The 21,167-nt window shown below is 60.1% G+C and carries 14 protein-coding genes and 1 tRNA gene; 8 read left to right on the top strand and 7 right to left on the bottom strand.

What is annotated here, in order from left to right; genetic code table 11:
- Positions 1–40: 40 nt before the first annotated feature.
- Complete coding sequence (locus tag HYPDE_RS10175; RefSeq protein WP_144061241.1) at positions 41–5,341, top strand: hypothetical protein; 5,301 nt, start codon at positions 41–43, stop codon at positions 5,339–5,341.
- Between the two features lie 37 nt (positions 5,342–5,378).
- The gene (locus HYPDE_RS19355) at positions 5,379–5,546 is read left to right on the top strand and encodes a hypothetical protein (RefSeq protein WP_187290822.1); all 168 of its coding nucleotides are present in this window, start codon (positions 5,379–5,381) and stop codon (positions 5,544–5,546) included.
- A gap of 631 nt (positions 5,547–6,177) precedes the next feature.
- Here the strand turns inward: HYPDE_RS19355 and HYPDE_RS10180 are convergent.
- Positions 6,178–7,230, bottom strand: coding sequence for a M48 family metallopeptidase (locus tag HYPDE_RS10180; protein ID WP_015598356.1), 1,053 nt, complete (start codon positions 7,228–7,230; stop codon positions 6,178–6,180).
- Positions 7,231–7,299: 69 nt separating this feature from the next.
- Positions 7,300–7,860, bottom strand: a complete 561-nt coding sequence (locus HYPDE_RS10185; protein ID WP_015598357.1) for a LemA family protein — start codon at positions 7,858–7,860, stop codon at positions 7,300–7,302.
- A 649-nt stretch (positions 7,861–8,509) separates the two neighbouring features.
- On the opposite strand from HYPDE_RS10185, the gene HYPDE_RS10195 reads away from it, so the two are divergent.
- Genes HYPDE_RS10195 through HYPDE_RS10210 form a run of 4 tightly spaced genes read left to right on the top strand, consistent with a single transcriptional unit; the run spans position 8,510 to position 12,608 of the window.
- A complete protein-coding gene (locus HYPDE_RS10195; RefSeq protein WP_015598360.1) occupies positions 8,510–9,331 on the top strand; it encodes a chromate resistance protein ChrB domain-containing protein in 822 nt (273 codons plus the stop codon).
- Entirely contained in the window at positions 9,331–10,635 is a 1,305-nt protein-coding gene (gene chrA, locus HYPDE_RS10200) for a chromate efflux transporter (RefSeq protein ID WP_015598361.1), read from the top strand. Before HYPDE_RS10195 ends, chrA begins: the two co-directional genes overlap by 1 nt.
- 11 nt (positions 10,636–10,646) lie before the next feature.
- The gene (locus tag HYPDE_RS10205; protein WP_015598362.1) at positions 10,647–11,675 is read left to right on the top strand and encodes a YncE family protein; all 1,029 of its coding nucleotides are present in this window, start codon (positions 10,647–10,649) and stop codon (positions 11,673–11,675) included.
- A 15-nt stretch (positions 11,676–11,690) separates the two neighbouring features.
- Positions 11,691–12,608, top strand: a complete 918-nt coding sequence (locus HYPDE_RS10210; protein ID WP_015598363.1) for a DUF1259 domain-containing protein — start codon at positions 11,691–11,693, stop codon at positions 12,606–12,608.
- A 631-nt stretch (positions 12,609–13,239) separates the two neighbouring features.
- Here the strand turns inward: HYPDE_RS10210 and HYPDE_RS10215 are convergent.
- On the bottom strand, positions 13,240–13,923 hold the full coding sequence (locus HYPDE_RS10215) for a ParA family protein (RefSeq protein WP_015598365.1): 684 nt from the start codon (positions 13,921–13,923) through the stop codon (positions 13,240–13,242).
- Between HYPDE_RS10215 and HYPDE_RS18485 the strand changes: the two genes are divergently transcribed.
- On the top strand, positions 13,808–14,902 hold the full coding sequence (locus HYPDE_RS18485; protein WP_187290823.1) for a hypothetical protein: 1,095 nt from the start codon (positions 13,808–13,810) through the stop codon (positions 14,900–14,902). The two genes, HYPDE_RS10215 and HYPDE_RS18485, sit on opposite strands and share 116 nt — an antisense overlap.
- Before the next feature lie 821 nt (positions 14,903–15,723).
- Here HYPDE_RS18485 and HYPDE_RS10225 read toward each other — a convergent pair.
- Together HYPDE_RS10225 and HYPDE_RS10230 are read right to left on the bottom strand one after the other, a co-directional pair.
- Positions 15,724–15,799: transfer RNA gene (locus tag HYPDE_RS10225), tRNA-Lys, on the bottom strand.
- A gap of 168 nt (positions 15,800–15,967) precedes the next feature.
- On the bottom strand, positions 15,968–17,548 hold the full coding sequence (locus HYPDE_RS10230) for a 2-isopropylmalate synthase (protein ID WP_015598367.1): 1,581 nt from the start codon (positions 17,546–17,548) through the stop codon (positions 15,968–15,970).
- Positions 17,549–17,988: 440 nt separating this feature from the next.
- Here HYPDE_RS10230 and HYPDE_RS10235 point away from each other — a divergent pair, with 440 nt between their 5' ends.
- The gene (locus HYPDE_RS10235) at positions 17,989–18,549 is read left to right on the top strand and encodes a cytochrome b (RefSeq protein ID WP_015598368.1); all 561 of its coding nucleotides are present in this window, start codon (positions 17,989–17,991) and stop codon (positions 18,547–18,549) included.
- Positions 18,550–18,563: 14 nt separating this feature from the next.
- Here HYPDE_RS10235 and HYPDE_RS10240 read toward each other — a convergent pair whose 3' ends face one another.
- Positions 18,564–19,475: a PhzF family phenazine biosynthesis protein gene (locus HYPDE_RS10240; protein ID WP_041320326.1), complete on the bottom strand. Its 912-nt coding sequence runs from the start codon at positions 19,473–19,475 to the stop codon at positions 18,564–18,566.
- Positions 19,476–19,588: 113 nt separating this feature from the next.
- On the bottom strand, positions 19,589–20,329 hold the full coding sequence (locus tag HYPDE_RS10245; RefSeq protein ID WP_144061373.1) for an NUDIX hydrolase: 741 nt from the start codon (positions 20,327–20,329) through the stop codon (positions 19,589–19,591).
- Positions 20,330–21,167: the final 838 nt, after the last annotated feature.

Genomic DNA, 21,167 nt, shown 5'->3' on the forward strand with positions numbered 1-21,167 from the left:
ATCTACGTTTCGGCGCGTTTTTGACCGATGAGGATCTGAAATGCCATCCATACGGTCGAGGTTGAGAAAGGCGCTGACGCTGGTTCTCGCAGCTCAGTTCGCGCAAGCGTGGCCGCTCGCGACGATCGCGGCAACGTCGGTCTCAAACGACGTGACGCGCGCGACGACATACAGCGCTCAGATCGAACGGAGCTTGAACGCCATCGAGGACGGCCGCCGGCAAACGCCGCGCGATCGCTGGGATCCGCAGTACGTCGTGGACACGTATGGGATCGATCCCGCTGCGCTTTTCGCCTTCGTTCGCGACAACGTGACGTGGGTTCCTTATCGAGGATCGCTGAGGGGGCCCGTCGGCGTACTTATGGATCGCAACGCAAACTCCCTCGACATGTCGCTTCTGCTTGCCGACCTCGTGGCGCGGTCCGGACGTCAGGTCAGGCTGGCACACGGGACTTTATCGAACGACACGATCGAAACCCTGTGGCGGCGATTTGAACAAAACGCAGCCGAGACGCGGGCGCGACCGCGCGACGTTGAAGCTGGACTTGGCCAGGCGGTGGAGCCTCCGGCGCAAGAGGCCGTCTCGGCCCCAGTCGCCGCGACGCTTCCTCCATCGAACAAAGCCGCGTCGGCCCCGCCGCCAGCACCAATTCCTGTACCGCCTCCCTCGAAAAAACCTGCCCCCATGCCCGCCGCGGACTCCGGCGGCTCGGCGTTTTCTCCAATGGGTGGCGCTGGCTCAATGTTCGAGCAGCTCACGAAGCCTGATGCTCCTCCCGCCACCAACGCCGAGGCTGCTGAGCTTTACGAACTCGACAAAGCGGCTGCGGAACAGAAACTCGCAGTCGCAGCCTCGTCACGAGCGACCGATGCCAACGAACTGGATCGGCGCACGGTCGAGCAGGGCGACAGGCTGCTCGCGATGTTGAAATCCGAGGCAAGCGAAGCACGCAAGTCGAAGGAAAGCGAGCGAGCCAAAGCGGCGCTGCAAGATCATTGGTGGGTGCAGGTCGAAACGAAGGGCACGTGGATCGACTACGATCCGCTCAACCCTGACGGCTCACCCAACAAATCGATGACGGCGGCACAGGAAACGCTGTCGCCGAATTCCTTACCGCAGGACCAAAAGCATCACGTGCGGTTGCGGGTCATTGCTGAGCGGTTGCGGGATGGAAAGCTCAGTGAAAACTCCATCTTCGAACATGACTTCGATCCGTCTCAGGTCATCGGCAAGCGGATCGCGCTCCGGCATCTGCCGCTGTTGTGGCCATCCGACTGGGACGCGATTACGCCGGACGACGTGCAAGAGAAGCTTTTTGCCGCGTTGCTCACACAGAAAGAATGGATGCCGTCACTGACCGTCGATGGCGAGGGCTTCCAGCAGGCGAGCGTCCTCGACACAGGAGCTCTCAATCCCAACCCGCAGCCGCGCAGCAATCCGTTTCTGTCATTGGCATTCCCGGCAGCCGGAAAGGTCGGCCGCGTCGCCGACCTCTTCGATCAGATGCTGGCCGAGCAGGCGAGCCCGGAAGATCTCGAAAAAGAGAAAGAACCCGGCGAGAAGGCTCGCACCGAGGGCGAGCTGACAGCCGAGTGGCTCGAGTACACAATCGACGTTCCGGGAGAGCAGCCCAAAACGGTTCGGCGCGAAATTTTCGACATACTTGGCCCTGCACTGCGCCAGTCGGGCGAACTGGCCAATTTCCGCCTTGACGAAAAGAAGCGTCTGGCGCGCGCCGGCGGCGAGATGACCGAAACCGATCTCGTCATTCTTCCTTGCTGGCCCGCCGCGACGTATCTTGCCGACAAGACTGCCGAACTGGCCCTGGCGAACAAGTCGGTTCTGAAGGAATTGAGCCGCGATCCTTTCGGCAAGTCACCGCCGAATTCGATCGAGATGTTTTCCAAGATGACCGGGATGGCGGCACCGGCCTATCTCTATTCGGCGCTTCGCTCGGAAGTGCGCGCAACAATCGGTTCGGTATTCATCGACCGTCCGCAGATCGTCGCCCAGCACGGCGTTCTCACGCGTGTCGGCCCCGGCGAATTGACCGCAAAGGCGGCTCTCGATGTGATCGAGAATGGTGTTGGGGCCGATCCTTTCGGTGACGACGCGTTCAAATTGCGCATGCTGCAGGGCGTTGCCGATACGAATGCCGAGGCGATTGCATTGTCGGGCAACGGCGAGAACGTCGGCGAAGCGTTTAAGCTCGCAGGGGCGGCGAGCACGTGGACAATCTTCCGGCGGGAAGACCGAGATAAACTCAAGGCTCTGGGTCTACCGCCCGACCTGACGGCTCGACTGTTGAGCGACCTCGATGCGGGTCACGCCGTTGTGGCCCCTCCACCGAATGCTCCGGAAAAGGAACGCGTTGGATGGTGGCGTGTCGATCTCGCCACCGGCACGACCCTTGGGATGGGCAATCGAGGCTGGGGCCAAGACCTAGTCGAGTATGCGTTTCAACTAACGATCCAGGTGATGATGGCCCAGATCGCCTGCATGGCCTACACGGCTGCCGGAGAGGCGCGGGACTGGGGCCTCAAAAAGCTCGGCATCGACGGTGAGGACGAGCAGCCGCCATCGAAGAATTCGGATGATGACGGACACGAAACGAAGCCAACACGACGAAATCCGGAGACCACTCCGAACGATCGCGAGACCAGGACGCAGCCGAACGATACCCAGCCGCCGACCAATAATAATCAGCCGCCGCGCAACAATACGCCACCGCCTGCCCCAAAGAACACTCCACCGCCGCCGACCGCCGATTCCAACTCCGATACCGGCGGCGGACCGCAGACGACATCCAATCCCAGGCCTGCGCTGCCGTCCGAGCCGAACGACTCTTTGAACACGGAGCCGCGAAAGGACCCGTTCGAAACCGAATTCAAAGAGCTGCCGGGAGTCGGATTGCCGCAAAAACAGGAAGCCGGCCCCAAAAATCCGCAGAAGCCGGACGTTACGCACGTCGAGGTGCCGGCGGCGCAACCTTCCGCGCCACCGCCGGGTAAACGTCCGCCGCCGACGGCGCCGGTTCCAGCTCCAGCGCCCGAGGAAGCTGCTCCGAAGGAGTTCGCTAAGCCAGCGGAGAATGCCGGACGGCTCGATGCGATCCGAAAGCAGACTGATGACCGGAAAGCCGCCGACAGCGCCTATCGCGACGCGATCGTGCGCAGCGAAACCGAACCGAATGCGCAAAACCAGGCGGCGCTGAAAAAGGCTAAGGCCGATTATGATCGCGCACGCTCGCTCGAGGTCGAGGCGTGGCGTCGTGCGGGTGGCAAGGGTTCCCCGCCGGAAGACACGGGACAGCCGGCTCAAAGTCCCTCTGGCGCGGGAGGGATAACGACCCAGTCAATCGATACGCCTGCTACCGTTACGACGGGTAGAAGAGAGCGCCGTGAAGCGCTCCGACTTCTCGCCGCCAACACTGGCGGCGGCGGGACAAACGGCTCACAAAAAACGCAAGAGCAGAAGACCGAGGAGGGTCGCCAGAAGATCAAGCAGTGGGCACGCAACTGCGTCTCCCAGGCGTTGCTCGAATCGATCGCCGGACTGAGTACGTCCTGGATCCAGAGCCGCTTTATCGAAGGCGCAAAAATCCCAACATGGAACGACCGCGCCAAGAGCAGTGGAACCCACGCGCCCTCGCATCTGCCCCCAGGACCGCATAATACGCAGGCGTCGAACACGCAGCCTAATACCCAGCCGCACGGTGAGGACCACGGACCCACGCCGTCGAAAAAGCCGCCGCCCTCGAACCACGACGGTCCGTCCTCGCACAATCCGAATACGCCGCCCACGAAACCGCCGACGAACCCGTCCAACTCCGAAACGCCGCATTCGACGAACGGACCGGACCATGCCGGAGATGCACCACGGCCGAACGCGCCGCCGAAGAAAACGCAGCCTGGAAATTCGGAGGACGCACACGCCGACGGGCCGAACGCGCCGAAACCGGCTGGTGGCAAAGATTTAGGGACTGCCGACACAGCCATGCAGCCGTCTAAGACGCAGCCGATGGAGGGCGCTCCGAAGCCACCGCAGCAAACCCCGCCGCAGCCTTATTCGGACGAGCTTCAAGCCGCGGCGAAGCGCGAGTTCGACGCCTTCAAGGAGCTTCAGAAAGATCCGAAGTCGCCCGAAAAACAACAGGCCTTCCAGGAGGCGCAGCGCGCCGCCGACGAGCACCGCATCGAGGCGACGCGCGCCGAGCGCAATGCCCGCGTCGAAGCCGAAAAGCGCTACGGCGAAGCGGAAGCAGAGTTCGATGCCGCGAAAGCCGCCCGCGATAAGACGCCCGAAACAGACGCGGCGGCCCGCGCCGCGGCTGAAAAGCGCTATCAGGAGGCCTATAACAAACTCGACAAGGCGAACGACGACTACAATCAGGCTCACATGAAGGAGGTCGATGCCTGGAGCAAGGCGGGCGGGATGCGAGCACCTCCGAAAGACGTTCCAGTGAACTCGGCAGCGAACGCCGCGCCCGCGGAGCCGCCGATGGCCTCGCCGAAAGCCGGAACGCTCGACAGGGTCCAGGAGAAGCCCGTATCGCCCGCGCCAAAGTCGGACTTGGGGACGGCGGACACAGCAATGCAGCAGTCGAAGACCCAGCCGATGGACGGAGCGTCGAAGCCGCCGCAACCAGGCAGGGATCTCGGCACGGCCGGCACGGCGATGCAGCCGTCGAAAACGCAGCCAATGGAAGGCGCCCCGAAGCCGCCCCCGCAGGCGGGCAAGACGCAGCCGATGGACGCCGCTCCAAAAGGACAGCAGCAAAACGACGTCAGAAAATTCTCCGACGAGCACAATGCCGCGATGAATCGCGAAATCGAGGCGATGAAGGCCGCACAACGCGATCCGAAGTCACCGGAAAAGCAGCAAGCCTATCAGGATGCAAAGCGTGCAGCGGAGCCCTACAAGATCGAAGCGACGCGTAGCGAGCGTAACGCACGTGTCGAGGCGCAGAAGCAGTACGACGATGCTGTAACGAACTTCAACGCAGCGAAAGCCGCGCGCGACAAGGTCCCGGAGAGCGATACCGCAGCCCGCGCGCAGGCTGAAAAGAAATACCAGGACGCGTACGATCGTGTTGCCAAGGCCGACAGCGCTTACAACGAGGCGCACATGAAGGAGATCGATGCCTGGGCGAAGGCAGGAGGCACCGGCGGCATGCCGCCAAAGGATGTTCCGGGCGCTCCGGCTAACGCGAACGCCGCCGCGCGGCCCGGTGAGGAGACGAGCGGTGCTTCTGCCAACGGCGGAGGCCCCGGCGGCGCCAACGCCACGCTGGCGATGGGCCTGAGCAATCTCGCAAGCACCATTCAAAAGGGACCGTGACTGCGACGACTAGAAACTTTTGCCCCTGGTTCAGCCGATGCTGGTGCGCGTATTTTTCTGGAGCGTCTATCTGATCGTCTTGATAGGCGTGCTCAACGCCGTTTCATGGGTCGATCCGCCGGATCGCTGGAAAATGCTCGCGTTCTTCGGATCCATCCTTATTTTTGTCGCCTGGGCAGCTTTGCGCGGGAAAAACCGTGGGTAGGCCAGGCATCTGCGGATAGTCCGGGTGCAGAGCGCGAGGCACTCGCGCCTGCCACCGTAGCCGGGACGGTTCAACACTTGGGACGGCGCCACGACTGCTGGTGCCCATCCGGACAGGTGATATTGCCCTTGTGGTCGCAGAGCGCCCGGCAGTTCCCGTAAACGCGCCGCGCTTCGGCAACGGGATTTACCGCTTTGAGAAGCGGGGCACACTGCTTATGACAGGGAGCGACCTTGTCAACTGTGGTCGTGCTACCCAAGGGTTCGCAGCAATAGCGTTGCGACCCGGTCGTGCACGACCGCCGCTGTCCGGTGTAGTCCCAACCCTTCGGACACTGACCATCGCAGAACGGTTTCGTACCGAACCACCTGCAGTCTCGCGCCGCGGCTCCGTGCATGGGGAATAGGGTCAGGCAGGCGCCAAGAACCGAAAGTGCAAGCGTCGCAAATGCCGGCGACAAACTTCGGCCACTCATCGCTCGCGTTCCATTCAAAAGCCTACCTGGCTGCGTCCGGAAATGAGGAGCCGCTTTCGCGATTTTATATTCGCGACACGCTGTGATCATACGAGCCGCCCGCGTCTTGTCAACGAGCGCTGTGACTGCCGCTATCGGTTCGACGGCGCTTGATGGTTAAGGCGGCGCCACGCGACTCTGTTGGTGCTGCGGCGCCTCGGACGGCGGCGGCAACGGACCGGGATCGATGCCGCCGGCAAATGCGATCAGGGCCTGGATGCGCGCGTCGACCGATGGGTGCGTCGCGAAAAGATCGGCGAAGCCTGAACGGGGGTTGTCGACGCACAGCTCCATGACCGCCGAGGTCGCGCCCGGAAGTTCGCCGCGGTTTTCAATCTTGCGCAGCGCGGTAATCATAGCGTCGGGGTTTTTCGTCAATTCGACCGAGCCCGCGTCGGCGAGGTATTCGCGGCTCCGCGACAGGGCATAGCGGATGACGATCGAGAGCCCCCAGGCGAGCGCGATTATGAGGACGCCAAACACGATGGCGATGGCGGCGCCGCCACTGCCTTTGCCGCTGCCATCAGACGTCGACCGTTGCGACCGGCTCGAGCGGCCGCCCTGATCCCACAAGAATCGACCACGAAAGAACATCTCAGCGAAGAAACTGATGGCGCCGGCGATAACGACCGCGACGATCATCATTCTCACGTCTCCGTTGCGGATGTGGGTGAGTTCGTGAGCGAGCACAGCCTCCAGTTCAGCGTCGTCGAGGCTCTCTAGCAGCCCCGTCGTTACGGTAATAGCGTATTGACGCTCATTGAGACCGGTCGCGAACGCGTTAAGAGCGGAGGAGGTCATGACTTTCAGGCTCGGCATCGGCACGCCGCGAGAGATGCAAAGGTTTTCGAGGAGATTGTAGAGGCGAGGGTTCTCTGCACGCGCCACCGGGTGGCCACCCGTTAGGGCGTCGATCATGCGCTGGTGATATTTGTACGCGAGCGCGATCCACACCAGCGCCAGAACCGTCGCCATGGGGATGGCGTTCAGCGTGCGCTCCCAGGCGCGCGCAATTAGCCAGGAAGCCGAGGCGTCGTCGAAGGCCGCTTCTGCCAGCAACGCACCGGCAAAGACGAGCAGATAGACGAGGAAGAACAGCGCGCCGATCAGAAAAATCGACCGCCGCCGGTTCGCTTGGATGTGCGTGTATAGCCCGAAGGCTTGCTGCACCGCTCGTACCTATCGTGACGCTGAGCGGCCGCCGCTCGAGACCATCGGGCAGCCAACCGTTGCCCGCTCCTAGAATTTTACCGTGGGAAACCGCTCCATGTCCGCCCGGTTGTCTCCCGCGCTGAAGAACGGCAGCGAATGGAAGCCCAAGGCGGAGGCGAACAAGAGCGCAGGAAAGCGCTGCACAGCCGAGTTGAACTCCTGCGTGGCGCTGTTGAAAAAGCGGCGCGCGGACGCGAGCTTGTTTTCGACATCACCAAGCTCGCCCTGGAGTTGTTGAAACGAGGCGTTGGCCTTAAGATCGGGATACGCTTCACCGAGCGCAAACAATCTACCAAGCGCGCTGGTCAGACCGTTCTCGGCGGTAACCTTCTGTTCGACGCTCGGCGCGGCCACAGCCGCCTGCCTGGCTTTGATTACCGCGTCGAGCGTCTCGCGCTCGTGTGCTGCCGATCCTTTGACCGCTTCAACGAGCGCCGGAATGAGATCGTGGCGTTGTTTCAGTTGGACGTCCACATCAGCGAACGACTGGTTCGCACGCTGACGAAGTGTGACCAGTCCGTTGTAGATCGCGACTGTCCACAACGCGAGCGCCGCGAGAAGTCCAATGATTATCCAGCCTGACGTCATCGTGACCTCGCCCCGTGACCTTGCCCTACGCCTCGCAGTGAAGCGATCTAAGCCGACTGAGTTGAAACTAACGCGACGTCCGTGTGGCGGCAACGGCTTTCACAGTATCCCGCGCTCGTTCAGGTATGGGTCATCGAGACTAGCTGCCCTCGCCAGGGTGAGAAGAACCAGCGACGGAAGCTTGAAACGTCGTTGGTGGCGGCTTCGATGTGATCCGAGCCGACGCCGACGACAAGTCCGGCGGCAAAACCGCGAAAGTGATTGGCGTGAAATCGAGCGCCAAAAGCGCGTCGACTATCGTGCGCCGAGTCGAGGCGCGTTATATCTTGTGTTTGTTCTGAATCCGCACGCTCGCGGATCAATCACGAGCGAATGCCCGTGCTCTTAAGTGAGGAAGCCCAGTTCGAGATGTGGCTATCAGGAACGCCTGCAGAAGCCTTTGCGCTCGCTCGAAGTTTCGACCCAGCGCAAATAAAGATCGTGCAAAGCGGGAAAGACAAAGAAGACCTTTTGGGTCGAACAAACGCCGCGATTGACAACGGCCTCATGCCGCAGTGAAATGCTGATCAAGGGGTCCCGCGACGTCCCCGTGAGGCGACAGCCCAAAGTTCGCGTCCGATCAACCTTCTGATGAAGGAAAGGACGCGCTATGCCGTCACCCACTGAAATCACCGCTTCCCAACTTGCTCGCCTTATCGGCCTGCCCAACAGTCCGCTGCTCATCGATGTGCGGCCGGACGATGCTCTCGTCCGCGATCCGCACCTCATTCCGGGTTCCATTCCGCGACCTCACGTTGAGCCCGAGAGTCTGATCACTACCATCGGCAAACGACCAGCCGTTGTCGTCTGCGAGAACGGCTGCGCCTTGAGCCAAGGCATCGCAGCATGGCTGCGCCATTCCGGTGTAGTGGCTGAAACGCTCGAGGGCGGTGTCGTTGCGTGGCAGAAGGCCGGCCAGCCACTCATCACCACCAAGAATTTGCCGCCGCGCGACAACCATGGACGCACCGTGTGGGTAACGCGTGCGCGTCCCAAGGTTGATCGCATCGCGTGCCCCTGGCTCATCCGGCGCTTCATCGATCCCGAAGCGGTGTTTTTGTTCGTGGCAGCCAATGAAGTGCTGGGCACCGCCGAGCTCTTCTCCGCCACGCCGTTCGATATTCCCGATGTGTTTTGGAGTCATCGGGGCGAGAAATGTTCCTTCGACACGATGCTTGAGGAATTCGGCCTCTCGGTTCCGGCGTTGGATCGCGTCGCCACGATCGTGCGCGGCGCAGACACTGCAAGGCCGGATCTCGCGCCCGAGGCTGCCGGCCTTCTGGCTGCCTCGCTGGGGTTCTCGCGCATGTACCGCGATGACCTCGAACAGCTAACCGCCGCGATGGCGCTCTACGACGCGGTCTACCGCTGGGCGCGCGACGCCACCGACGAAACCCACACCTGGATCGAGGCCACAGGAGCCAAGGCCTGATGGACAAGCTGGTCTCTGAACTCCCCAAAGTAGCATCCTCCCATGATGTGAGCTTCGGGGAGGCCTTTTCGACGTTCGCCCGCATCGGCGTTCTGTCGTTCGGCGGCCCTACGGCGCAAATCGCGCTCATGCACAAGATCATCGTCGAGGAGAAGAAGTGGCTGGATGAGCAGCACTACCTCAACGCCCTGAGCTTCTGCATGCTGCTGCCGGGACCTGAAGCCATGCAGCTCGCCACTTATGTTGGCTGGCGTTTCCACGGCCTCAAAGGTGGCCTCGCGGGCGGGCTGCTGTTCGTGCTCCCGGGCGCCGCCGTCGTTCTGGCGTTGTCCATAATTTACGCCTACTTCGGCAATGTGCCGCTCGTTGATGCGCTGTTCCTCGGCATCAAGGCGGCGGTGCTGGTCATCGTCGTCGAGGCGTTGCTGAGAATTTCCAGACGTGCGCTGAAGCTCCCCGAACACTGGCTGATCGCCGCTGCGTCCTTTGTCTCGATCTTTTTCCTGGCGGCGCCGTTCCCACTGATCGTCTTCGCTGCCGCTCTCCTTGGCTACATTCGCACACACGGGCAAGCGCAGTTGCATCCCATCCCCGTCGGCGCGTCGGAGACTGCCAAGACCATAGCCGTGTGGTTGGTGGTATGGTTTGCACCGCTGCTTGCAATCGTCGGTATCTTCGGCTGCGATCACGTCCTGTCCCATCTCAGCGCCTTCTTTTCCAAGCTCGCCATGGTGACGTTCGGCGGCGCCTACGCGGTGCTGGCCTATATGGCGCAGGACGTGGTGACACGATACGGTTGGCTCGATACCGGTGCGATGATGGATGGGCTCGGCCTTGCCGAGACGACCCCTGGGCCACTGATCCTCGTCACAGAATTCGTCGGCTTCCTTTCCGCATTCCGGCATGGCGGCGAGCCTGTGCTGCTTCAGGGTCTGCTCGGCGCGTTCGTGGCGCTATGGGCGACCTTCGCTCCGTGCTTCCTTTGGATCTTCGCGGGAGCCCCCTACATCGCCTGGATCACGCATCAGCCCCGTTTGCGCGGCGCGCTGACCTGCATCACGGCGGCTGTCGTCGGCGTCATCCTCAACCTCGCGATCTGGTTCGCGCTTCATGTCTTTTTTCGCGACGTCGCTCTTCATCACGCGGGCCCGCTGCAGTTGTGGACGCCATCACTCTCGTCCGTGGATTGGCGCGTGGTCGGCTTGTCGGCCTTGTCGGCATACCTGCTGCTTGGCCGCCAGTGGTCCATCGCCATGACACTGGCGCTTACGTCGGCGGGCGCATTGGCGCTGCACGCAATTTAGGAAACTGCCCTATGGGCACTTGGCACTCACCCATCCTGGCCGCGATTCCTACCGTCTTCTTGGGCCTGTTAAACGCGCATGGAGGCGCGGCGGCGACGCCACTGGATACTTCTCCGCCGCTTGAACTCGAGGCAACAATACCGCTGACCGGCGTTTCCGGGCGCATCGATCATCTCACCATCGATGCCAAGCGACGCCGACTGTTCGTGGCGGAACTCGGCAATAATTCGGTCGATGTCATCGACCTCGACAAAGGGCGGACCGTCGGCCGGATAACAGGATTGCACGAGCCCCAGGGCGTCGGCGTCTCTGGAGACATGCTTGCGGTAGCGAATGGCGGCGATGGCATCGTCTCCCTTTACCGAAGTGACGACCTCTCACCGTTGGGTTCCATACCGCTGGGAAACGATGCCGACGATGTGCGGGTGGACCAAGCCACCGGCAGAATCTTCGTCGGGTTCGGACAAGGCGCGATTGCCGTCATAGATCCGGCCGCCCGTGCCAAAATCGGTGAAATCAAGCTCCCCGCTCATCCTGAAGGATTTCAATTCACACCAGGAGGTGATCGTGGGTATGTCAACGTTCCCGCTGCAAACCAGATCGCGGTTATCTCAGGTGGTCGCCAAATCTCATCGTGGCGCTCACCTGAAAGCCGATCCAACTTTCCCTTGGCGCTTGACGATGACGGAGGCACTGCGGCTGTAGTCTTTCGTAACCCCCCGTACTTGGCATTATTTGATACCCGAAGTGGCGTCCTCCGCGCGCGTGTTGCGACCTGTGCAGACGCGGATGACGCGTACTTTGATGGACGCCGTACGCAAATCTACGTGAGTTGCGGCAGCGGCGTGGTTGACGTGTTCGATGAACGTGAGACGTCGCCAAGGCGTATCGCCGAAATAAAAACGGCGCAAGGCGCGCGCACCTCCCTCTTCGTACCGGAACTGGATCGCCTTTTCGTGGCTGCCCGAAGCGGACGGCTGAATGGCGCGAAGATCCTCGTCTATCGGCCGCAGGATCGAGCGCCCCCAAAAGCAGAGTAGTGAAGGAGTACAACGATGCTGAAAACATCCCTCATCATTGGCGCATGTTTCTTGGCGCTTGCGCCGCATTCCATTGCGCGCGCGGATAACACTGCGAGGCTTGATACCGCCGCCATCGAAGCGGCAACCGGCCTCAAAGGTACGCTCAATAAGAAGGAGAACGTCTTCAAGGTCTCCAAGCCACGAACGGACGTGCCGACTAGCATAGCCGCGTGGAAGATCCCGCCATTCATGGGCCTCACATCTTGGGCGGCATTTACTCCAACTCACGATGGAATGACCGTGATGATGGGTGATACCGTCCTCTTTGAGGACGAGGTCAATCCGGTGATGAGCGTGGCGCTCGATAACGGCCTCGACGTGACGGCTCTTCACAATCACTTCTTCTTCGATCAACCGAAGGTTTACTTCATGCACATCGGGGGCACGGGAGACGCTGCCGCGTTGGCCGCCGCCGTCAAGAAGGTCTACGGCAAGGTCGCGGAAATCCGCACCGCGCATCCCGAGCCCCAAAACGACTTTGAGGGCGGCCACATCGGTTCTCCCAACCACATCTCCGGTGCGCCTTTGGAAAAAATCCTTGGCTATCACGGACAGGCCAAGGACGGCATGTTCAAGGTCGTGATCGGCCGCACAGCCGCGATGCACGACACCTCCATCGGCAATGAGATGGGCATCAACACATGGGCGGCTTTTGCCGGAACCGATGACCAGGCCGTCGTCGATGGCGATTTTGCAATGAAAGAAAGCGAGCTTCAGACAGTACTGAAGGCGATGCGCCACAACGGCATCAACATCGTTGCCATCCACCAGCACATGAGCATGGAGCAACCGCGCATTTTGTTCCTGCATTATTGGGGATTGGGGAAAGCTGAGGAGCTAGCGCAGTCCCTGACGAAAGTTCTGCAGGCACAATCGACGACATCGAATTGAGCATCATTCGATCGTCGCAGCTATAGGAAGATCCGACCAGGGAAGATGGCTAGAACCGGCTATTGGCAGATCATCCGCCATTCGGCTTGATGCGTGTCAGGATCTTCCACCTGCTCCGGAGCGCAAGTTGCGATTCCCGATGGTGGTGTCTGCGGAGTTCGGCAACGAGCATGCAGCCGACGCGCATACTTGAGGCCGATCGGATGGGTCATCGCAGATCGGCTGTGAGCGGCCATCAATACAGAGGCATTCGCAATCGGCGTAAGCGGCCATAGGTTTGCAGAAGTGTAACGCAGCTGCGATGGCCAGTACACCAGGGACTACAGTGATCCGGGTTGGCATCAATGGGCTCAGAGCTGCGCAGTCGAGCCTACGTCGGTATTGGCGGCGTAGCTTGCAATTACTTCGACGAGCTCCCCCTTCTTACGTTTCGGAAGGTTCTGACATGGAATGCTATTTTGCTTCACCACAACTCTAAGATCGTCCATTGACAGCCTTGCGAGTTTTTTTTTGCAGTGAGGCAGCGCCCTCTAGTTTATTGACGACGAGAGGATCAAGCGAGACATCGCTCAATCGGAATCGGATGGCTTCGACCAAGCGCTTGGCTATTGCTGGTTTCTCACCAACGACTTCAATGAGTTCTTGCAGCAGCGCCTGCACTATCTCCACGTCGCGAGCGGACATTTTTTGTGGTCCCCTTCAATACTGTTTTGACCTGAATTGGCTTACGAGCCCTCAGTCCCAAGCGATCCAAGACGGCGGCAGCAAGTGCTTTAAGATCAGCATCCACGGTTCCATATTTTTCGCGCAGCGTAGATCCATGTTCCGGGCTGAAGAGTTCACACTCACCAAATTTCTTGTTCTTCCGGACTTTTAGCTGAGAACTAAAGAGTCCTCTCATTCGGTCGAGCCAACCGCCCGCTGATGCTTCGTACTGCGTAGCAAGAACTAGAGTATCCGGTAGACGCACGTTTAACGCTTGGAGCGTTTGCTGGAGATGCTTTTGCGCTGCGCCAAACATCAGGAATGAAATACCTTGAGGCACCATCGGCACAATAAGGAGATCGGCAGCGCCCAGCGCCGCCTGTACCAACGTCCCAGGAGAGGGCGGTGCATCGATTACAAGGACATCGTATTCATTACCGACCGCCAGGTTTCTGTATGCGTCCATCAATGTCTTCACGAGCGCACGTTCACCAATGACCATCTTTTTTCCGGTGATGTGGTTTTCCGCGGCCAGTGTATCGAATGACCCCATCAGCAAATCGACTTGTCCGTGCCCATGGACCGTTCCACATCTTGGGGTGATGTACATTTGTGGGTCGGGAAAAGAGAACGTCGCCGATCGCGATTTCCCGTATATTTTGGCTTTGTGTCATTGGGATGAGCCCGCATCAGCGGCGCTCAATAGCCGCTTATTCAAGCCTTCCCAAGACACCGATTGCCATGAACCTATTCACCGGATCGTAGCCGAGTATTGCGCCGCGCAGTATCTCGCACGGCGCATTAGCGATCTTTCTGACCCTCTTTCCACTCGCCGCAGTTTTGCGCTTATCGCGCCTAATGGCGTTGTCAGAGATGAATTGCGCGGCCTGCTTGGATGGCTCGCCGCGCTCGGGGATGCGTCACTCCAAAAATCAGTGATCGAACTTGACCCCTACGCAGTCATCGCTAACGGCGACCCGGCTCAACTTGCCTCCCAATCCAAGAGGCTCCTCCTTCAGCGGCTAAAGGCGCTTGCAGCTAGCGATCCCTATTTCCGGCGCGCGGATGTGTGGCGGCCATTTAATGCCTCAGGTTTCTTCACATTAGATACTGTCGATGAGATCAAACTGCTTATTGGCTCACCATCTGATAGCTCGCATCTCCTCCATCTCATCTTGGAGCTTCTGCAAGGCGAGGAAGCAGTCGATAAGTTAGTGCCTGAACTGCGCGGTTTGATGCTCGATCCTGTTCAGGGGCTCACAGCGCGTTTGTTTGCACGGCGCCTTGCGTTTGAAGGGCAAACAGATCGCAATCAGATTTGGGAAACGATCTGTCTTTATCGATGGTCAGAACTCCATGCCGGGCTTGGCTTCACAGAGGGGGATGGAAAAGCCTTAGCAGATTACGGATTTCAAACCGACAATGTTGCCCTATGGAGCAGCTTCACGTACCCGCATGACCGATATACGACAACAAAGGGACCTGACCAATTTCGTGCCAGCCTCGCCTCAATATTGAAGGCGATGCCGACTGAATTAATCGGCTTCATCGATGTCTACGTGTTGGACTTGTCAAAGCAGAAGCATTGAGCCCAATGCCAAGCACGCGAAAGCGCCAGAGTGTCGTGGCGTCCGATGAATTCAGTTCAGATCGCCACGTCGCTCGCCAGCAGGGGAGAAACCCCGTTGTCGATTCATCGGTGCTCCATAGCTAGATCAAGTGCATAAATGCGGCCGAACTGGCTTATACAGTCGAGCCGCCAACTCCCAACGTTCCCGTTGAACCCGATCTGACGAAGTGCATCAAGGCACGGCCTTACCGAAAAGGAACCGTTTGCGAGTGCTTAGATCAGTCCGATTTGGGCGCAAGTAAATCACTCGACGTCGAGCGGATGCGTAGGTTCAAACCCTTCATCAACTAAGAATCAGATTCGATATTGCGTTGCAGTCAGCGTCAGCGCTCTTCATGTGTCGTATGACCGGCAGCTCTAGCGTCTGCCCGCGTAACCTGAATTCTGCAAAGCTCTGAGGCATTTCTCAAGCAGCTGATGGCGATGCGCTCGCATGCACGCTCGGAGTGCTGAACTTGGTGGAGAGGTTACCTTGTACGGACGGCAATAAGCTACGTAGTCGGACGAGCACGCATCCTTCAACGCATCACGCGCTGCCATTGCCACGTTAGGACAGACGAGAAGTGCGACGATCAAGACCATCAACTTCATGGTTGCACTCATAGGTTAGAAGCTAGACGACTCTTAAGCCCAAAAGAAATGGGGTCGCACTTCTGATGCTCTAGCAGTCCTCGCGCAAACCAGCGATCGCGGAATAAACCTATATCCAGCTCAGAGCGAGACTTTAGAGTTGTTTATAGTTTTTATGACGTATGCGAATTAACGCTAAGCCCTTGATTTTGGTGGGTGATGAAGGACTCGAACCTTCGACCCGCTGATTAAGAGTCAGCTGCTCTACCAACTGAGCTAATCACCCGCCGCGGCGCCGTAGCGCCATCTGACATGGCTCCAGGACGTCGAAGGGGCCCGAATGCGGGCCCCGTGGAGGGAGCGCATAGCATCGGCGCGCCGACCTGTCCACCCCCTCGCCGCCAGAGCCCGATCGGGCTCTGGCAAGCGGCTCGCAACTATGGAAAACCGCCCTTTATACGGCCTGCTGGGCCTGCGCCGTTTTTTGCCGCTTCACGATGAGCTTGTTGAGCGCGGCGACGTAAGCGCGCGCCGAAGCAACCAGCGTATCGGGGTCGGCAGAACGCCCGGTCACGATGCGCCCCTCCTCCTCGAGCCGCACGGAAACCTCGGCCTGAGCGTCGGTTCCCTCGGTCACCGCATGCACCTGGTAGAGATCGAGGCGCGCATTGTGAGGCAGAAGCTGTTTGATGGCGTTAAAAGTTGCATCAACAGGTCCATTGCCGATGCTTTGCACCGTTTTCGACTGGCCTTCGATGTCCAGCGTCAGCGTCGCGGACTGCGGTCCCATCGTGCCCGCAATCACCGTCAACGCCGTGACCTTGACGCGGTCGTTCATGTGGGCGACGCCGTCGTCGACGAGGGCTTCGATGTCCTCGTCGTAAACATGCTTCTTCTTGTCGGCGAGTGCCTTGAAGCGATTGAAAGCATCCTCCATCGCGTTGTCGCCGAGATTGTAACCGAGCTCCTTGAGCTTCGATTTGAACGCCGCGCGGCCCGAGTGCTTGCCCATGACGAGCGAGGACTTTCCGACGCCGACCGACTCCGGCGTCATGATCTCGTAGGTCTCGGTATGCTTCAGGACACCGTCCTGGTGGATGCCGCTTTCGTGCGCGAAGGCATTCCGGCCGACGATCGCCTTGTTGTACTGCACGGGAAAATTCGTGACCGCCGAGACGAGCTTTGAAGCGCGCGACAGCATCTCGGTCTTGACGCCGGTGTAATGCGGCAGGAGATCGTGGCGCGTGCGGACCGCCATCACGATTTCTTCGAGCGCGGCATTCCCGGCGCGCTCGCCGAGTCCGTTGATGGTGCATTCGATCTGACGTGCGCCGGCACGGACGCCCGCGAGCGAGTTTGCGACCGCGAGGCCGAGATCGTCGTGGCAGTGGGTCGAAATGACGACCTTGTCCATGCCCGGAACGCGCGTCTTCAGCATCGTGATGAGATCGAAGTATTCCTCCGGCAGCGCATAGCCGACGGTGTCCGGGATATTGATCGTCGTGGCGCCGGCCCTGATCGCCGCCTCGCAGACGCGGCAGAGATAATCGTGCTCGGTACGCGTCGCGTCCATCGCACTCCACTCGACATCGTCGGTATAACCGCGGGCGCGTGTGACGGAGGCGACGACGCGTTCGTACACCTCATCCTGCGAGAGCTGCAATTGATGTTGGCGGTGCAGCGGCGACGTGCCGATGAAGGTATGGATGCGGCTGCGCCTGGCGTGCTTGATCGCCTCGCCTGCGCGGTCGATGTCTGCGAAGTTCGCACGCGCCAACCCGCAGATGACCGAGTGCTTGGCAAGCTTGGCGATCTCCGTCACCGCCTCGAAGTCGCCTTCGGAAGCGATCGGAAAGCCCGCTTCGATGATGTCGACGCCCATATCGTCGAGAAGCTCGGCGACTTGCAGCTTTTCCTCGAACGTCATCGTCGCGCCGGGGCACTGCTCGCCGTCGCGGAGTGTGGTGTCGAAAATGACGATCTTGTCTTCTTCGCGCTTCGGCGCTGCCGGCGCATTGTCGGTAACCGACGTCATGGATTTCTATCCTTTGCCGGGCGACCGCTCGTGGGGGTCGCCGCTTGTCGCTCTACGCTCATTCGAAATGTCGTCCATCCCCTGAGCACAACCCGGCGGACAGCCGAGCTTCATGCGGCCCAGGGGCCCGTAAGCGGCAATAGAAAATCTTTATCGCACCAGGACATGCGTTCCCGCGCGCGCTCAACAGAAGGGGCACGCTGCTCATATGACCAAACCGGGAACGATACCTGTGTCATCGGGTCCTGTGGAACGCCAATCCCCCGCCGGTGTCAAGCCCATCGCGCCTTTAATTGGCCCAAAGCAGCCCCGAAATGCAAGAGCAGGGGAGGTGCGGCGCCTCGACCGGCCAAGCTGCCAGGGCGACCGTTGAGCCACATCAATGGATCGCCCCAGTTTTCCTTCAGACTTATGGTTGCCAATGCTTGGAGATACTTCTCATGAGTTCGATTGCCACGACCCCACCAACTCGCGAAACCTACACGCCGGCTCTCATAGCGATCCATTGGCTGACGGTTCTGCTGATCGCAGCCGTGTTTGCGACGATCGAGCTGCGTGAGTATTTCCCCAAAGGCAGTGAGACCCGCGACCAGCTTAAGGCGCTGCACTTCATGCTCGGCCTAACCGTCTGGCTGTTTGTGCTCGTTCGTCTGGTGCTGAGAAGCCGCGAGCACACCCCTCAGATCGTACCGCCGCCCAGTGCATGGCAGATGGCCGCGGCGCACGTCATGCACGCCCTGCTTTATGCGGTCATGATCGCGATGCCGGTGCTCGGCTGGCTGGTCCTGAGCGGGGAAGGAAAGCCAGTTCCCTTCTTCGGCCTTACGCTGCCGCCCCTCATTGCCGAGAACAAAGACCTGGCCCACCAGATCGAGGATGTGCACGTGTTCATCGGCGATGCGTTCTATTACCTCATTGGCCTTCACGCGCTTGCGGCGCTTGCGCATCACTATCTGACTAAGGACAACACGCTTACCCGGATGCTGCCATACATCCGCTGAGCGAGCGCGTTTCGTCAGAAGATGAGCGTGCCCTCGGCGACCCGGATTGCGTGGCCGCCGATGCGGACCGTCTCGAGCTTGCCGCGCCCGACCGTCATCGTCAGCGTGATGGTGCTCGGGCGTTCCATCTCGATGCCTTGCTCGATGGCGCGCTTATGCGTGCCATCGGGAAGCTCGTCGAATTCATTGACTACGTAGGCGAAGCCCGCTGCAGCCGAGCCTGTGGCCGGATCTTCCGGCACGCCGAGGTCGGGCGCGAACATGCGGGTGTGGAACGCCGACTGCACGCGCACCGACTGGCGCGTATAGAGATAGACACCATGTACGTCGCGGGCGGTGAAAACCTGCGCCCAACGCTGCGGTGCGACCTTCACCTTCGCCATGGCCTCAAGATTGGCAACAGGCACGAACGCGAAGTTGTTCGTTCCCCGCAGCAGCGTCGGCTTATGGTTTTCAAAACCGACCTCGGTCGGGATCAGTCCGACGGCGGCGGAAATTTCCTCAGGCTCAGACAGGCGCTCTAGCGTTTCGGTTGCTTTCGGCGCATCGAACTCGCCATAAGCGGCAGCCTGGGATCGCAACCTGACGCCGACGCGAACGCTGCCGATCTCTTCTTCTAGGGCAATGATCGCGTCCCGCTCGCCGTTGAGAAGCGGGGCTCGGAGCTCAGCAAGCAGCACCGCGGCGCCCAACGTCGGATGACCGGCAAACGCAAGCTCGCGGCTCGGAGTGAAGATACGGATGCGCGCCGTGTGCCCGGCGCTCGTCGGCGTCAGGACGAATACCGTTTCCGAGAGATTGAACTCGCGCGCGATCGTCTGCATGTCGGCGTCGGAGAGATTGTCGGCGTCGAGAACAACCGCCAAAGGGTTGCCGCCGAACGGCCTCTCCGTGAATACGTCCAGGACATAATAAGTAAGCGCCATCGTGCGCCGGTCTCCCCGCTGCCCAGCCAACCCACGCCCTATCAGCGGAGCGGCGGCACCATGCGGCAACGCGCTCCTGCCGCCAAGCACTTTTTGCATCGTTCGCGCATTGATCAGCCGTCGGCCAATATTGCCTCCAACAGCACGCGCATGTAACGCGGTGTCGGAAGGTCCTCGACGTCGTGCAGTCCGGCGATGGGAATGATCGCGTCAAGCTCCGAATTGGGCGAAGCGGCGATGTGCTGCTCGGCGCGGCGAACGAATTCCGCCGTCGTCATCCTGACGCGCAAAGGGACAGCCATCGAAAGCTGCGGCCCCAAGCGTGTCAGATAGAAACCGTCGTCTTTCATCAGTGCCGCAGGATCAATGCCGGTTTCTTCCGTGACCTCGCGGAGGGCCGATCGATCGATATGAATGACGCCTTCGGCATCGACGTCCTGCCCGTCGATGAATCCGGCGGGCGCATATGCCTGGCCGCCGTTGACGTTTCCGGCGCGCTGACGTCCAAGCATGATGCGCCCGTCTTGCGTGCGGATGAGTGCCGAGCCAAATCCATCGAGAACACCTGCGGCAGGAAAGCCCGCCGCCCGCCAATAGAGATAGCTCTTGAAATCCGTCTGCAGCAACGACGCCTTCAGCGCTCGATCAGAGATCGCGACGTCATCGACGAGATATACGATGCCGTTGAAGTAGTTCGGACTGGACCGTTTCGCTTCAACCCAATGCGCGTCGATCTCTCTGGCGTTCTCATCCGCAAACGCCCAGCGCGCGGAACTCACGCGCAACGCGCACGAAGAAAGTCGCGTGACGCCGTCAGGACAGTGGAACCATTTGCTCTCGAACAGGTTCTGCATGGTCAATCAGAGGGGCCAGCCACAATTAAGTCTCGATCTGACTAAAACCGCGAGCGATCATTTTTGAAACAATCCAAATGCTCCAAGCGCTGATATCATGGGAGGTTTTTGCGCGTGCGTGCTACACACAAAATTTTCTCGGCCATCTAATTTGCGAACTTCGGTCATGACGTCGACACGATTCCAATCGCATATCGCAATCACGACAGCGTCGCTGGGGGGCGACAGTCAAGATCTCCCAGCACCTCATTGCCGGTTCTAGTCCTGGTGTTGCATCAGGGTCCATTGCGGCGAGGTGTGAGATGGATCACCTGCCGCCCGATGGAAAAGCCATCGGGCCCACGCAGCAGCCGAGCTGCGTCGGAGCCCCATCATATCCGAGGAAGCCGCGTCAGCGGCAGAATTCGGAAACGGGCGGCAGAGGTCCCCGCTCCTCTGCCGCCCGCGTTAGTCCTGGCCACCCGTCCTGCGTTTTGGGCGACGGCTGGATATGACGTGGACCGCCCGCGCTGCCGCACGTAAACCCTCCCCAAGAGAGCGGCAGTGCGGGTTGGTTCACGGCCTGCTTATTTCCAGAAAATTGGATGTTTTGCATCCTCAAACCGACGTCTAGCCGGCTCGCGATGCGTGAGCCCTGCAAATCAGATTCCCGACAGCCTTTTGAAGGTCCAAGCTGTGGAAAGCGCGGCCGCTGAGACGTAGGCTGCCAATAGAATCCCAGCCCACATTCTATCGCTGCGTGCCACTTCTTTCACGTTACGTCCGTCTTCTCCGCTCCAGCTCGTCGCGATGACAGTACCTTCACGGTCAGCGCGCTGGCTCCTCTGCGTTGCAGAGG

This window comes from Hyphomicrobium denitrificans 1NES1, assembly GCF_000230975.2.
GTDB lineage: Bacteria > Pseudomonadota > Alphaproteobacteria > Rhizobiales > Hyphomicrobiaceae > Hyphomicrobium_B > Hyphomicrobium_B denitrificans_A.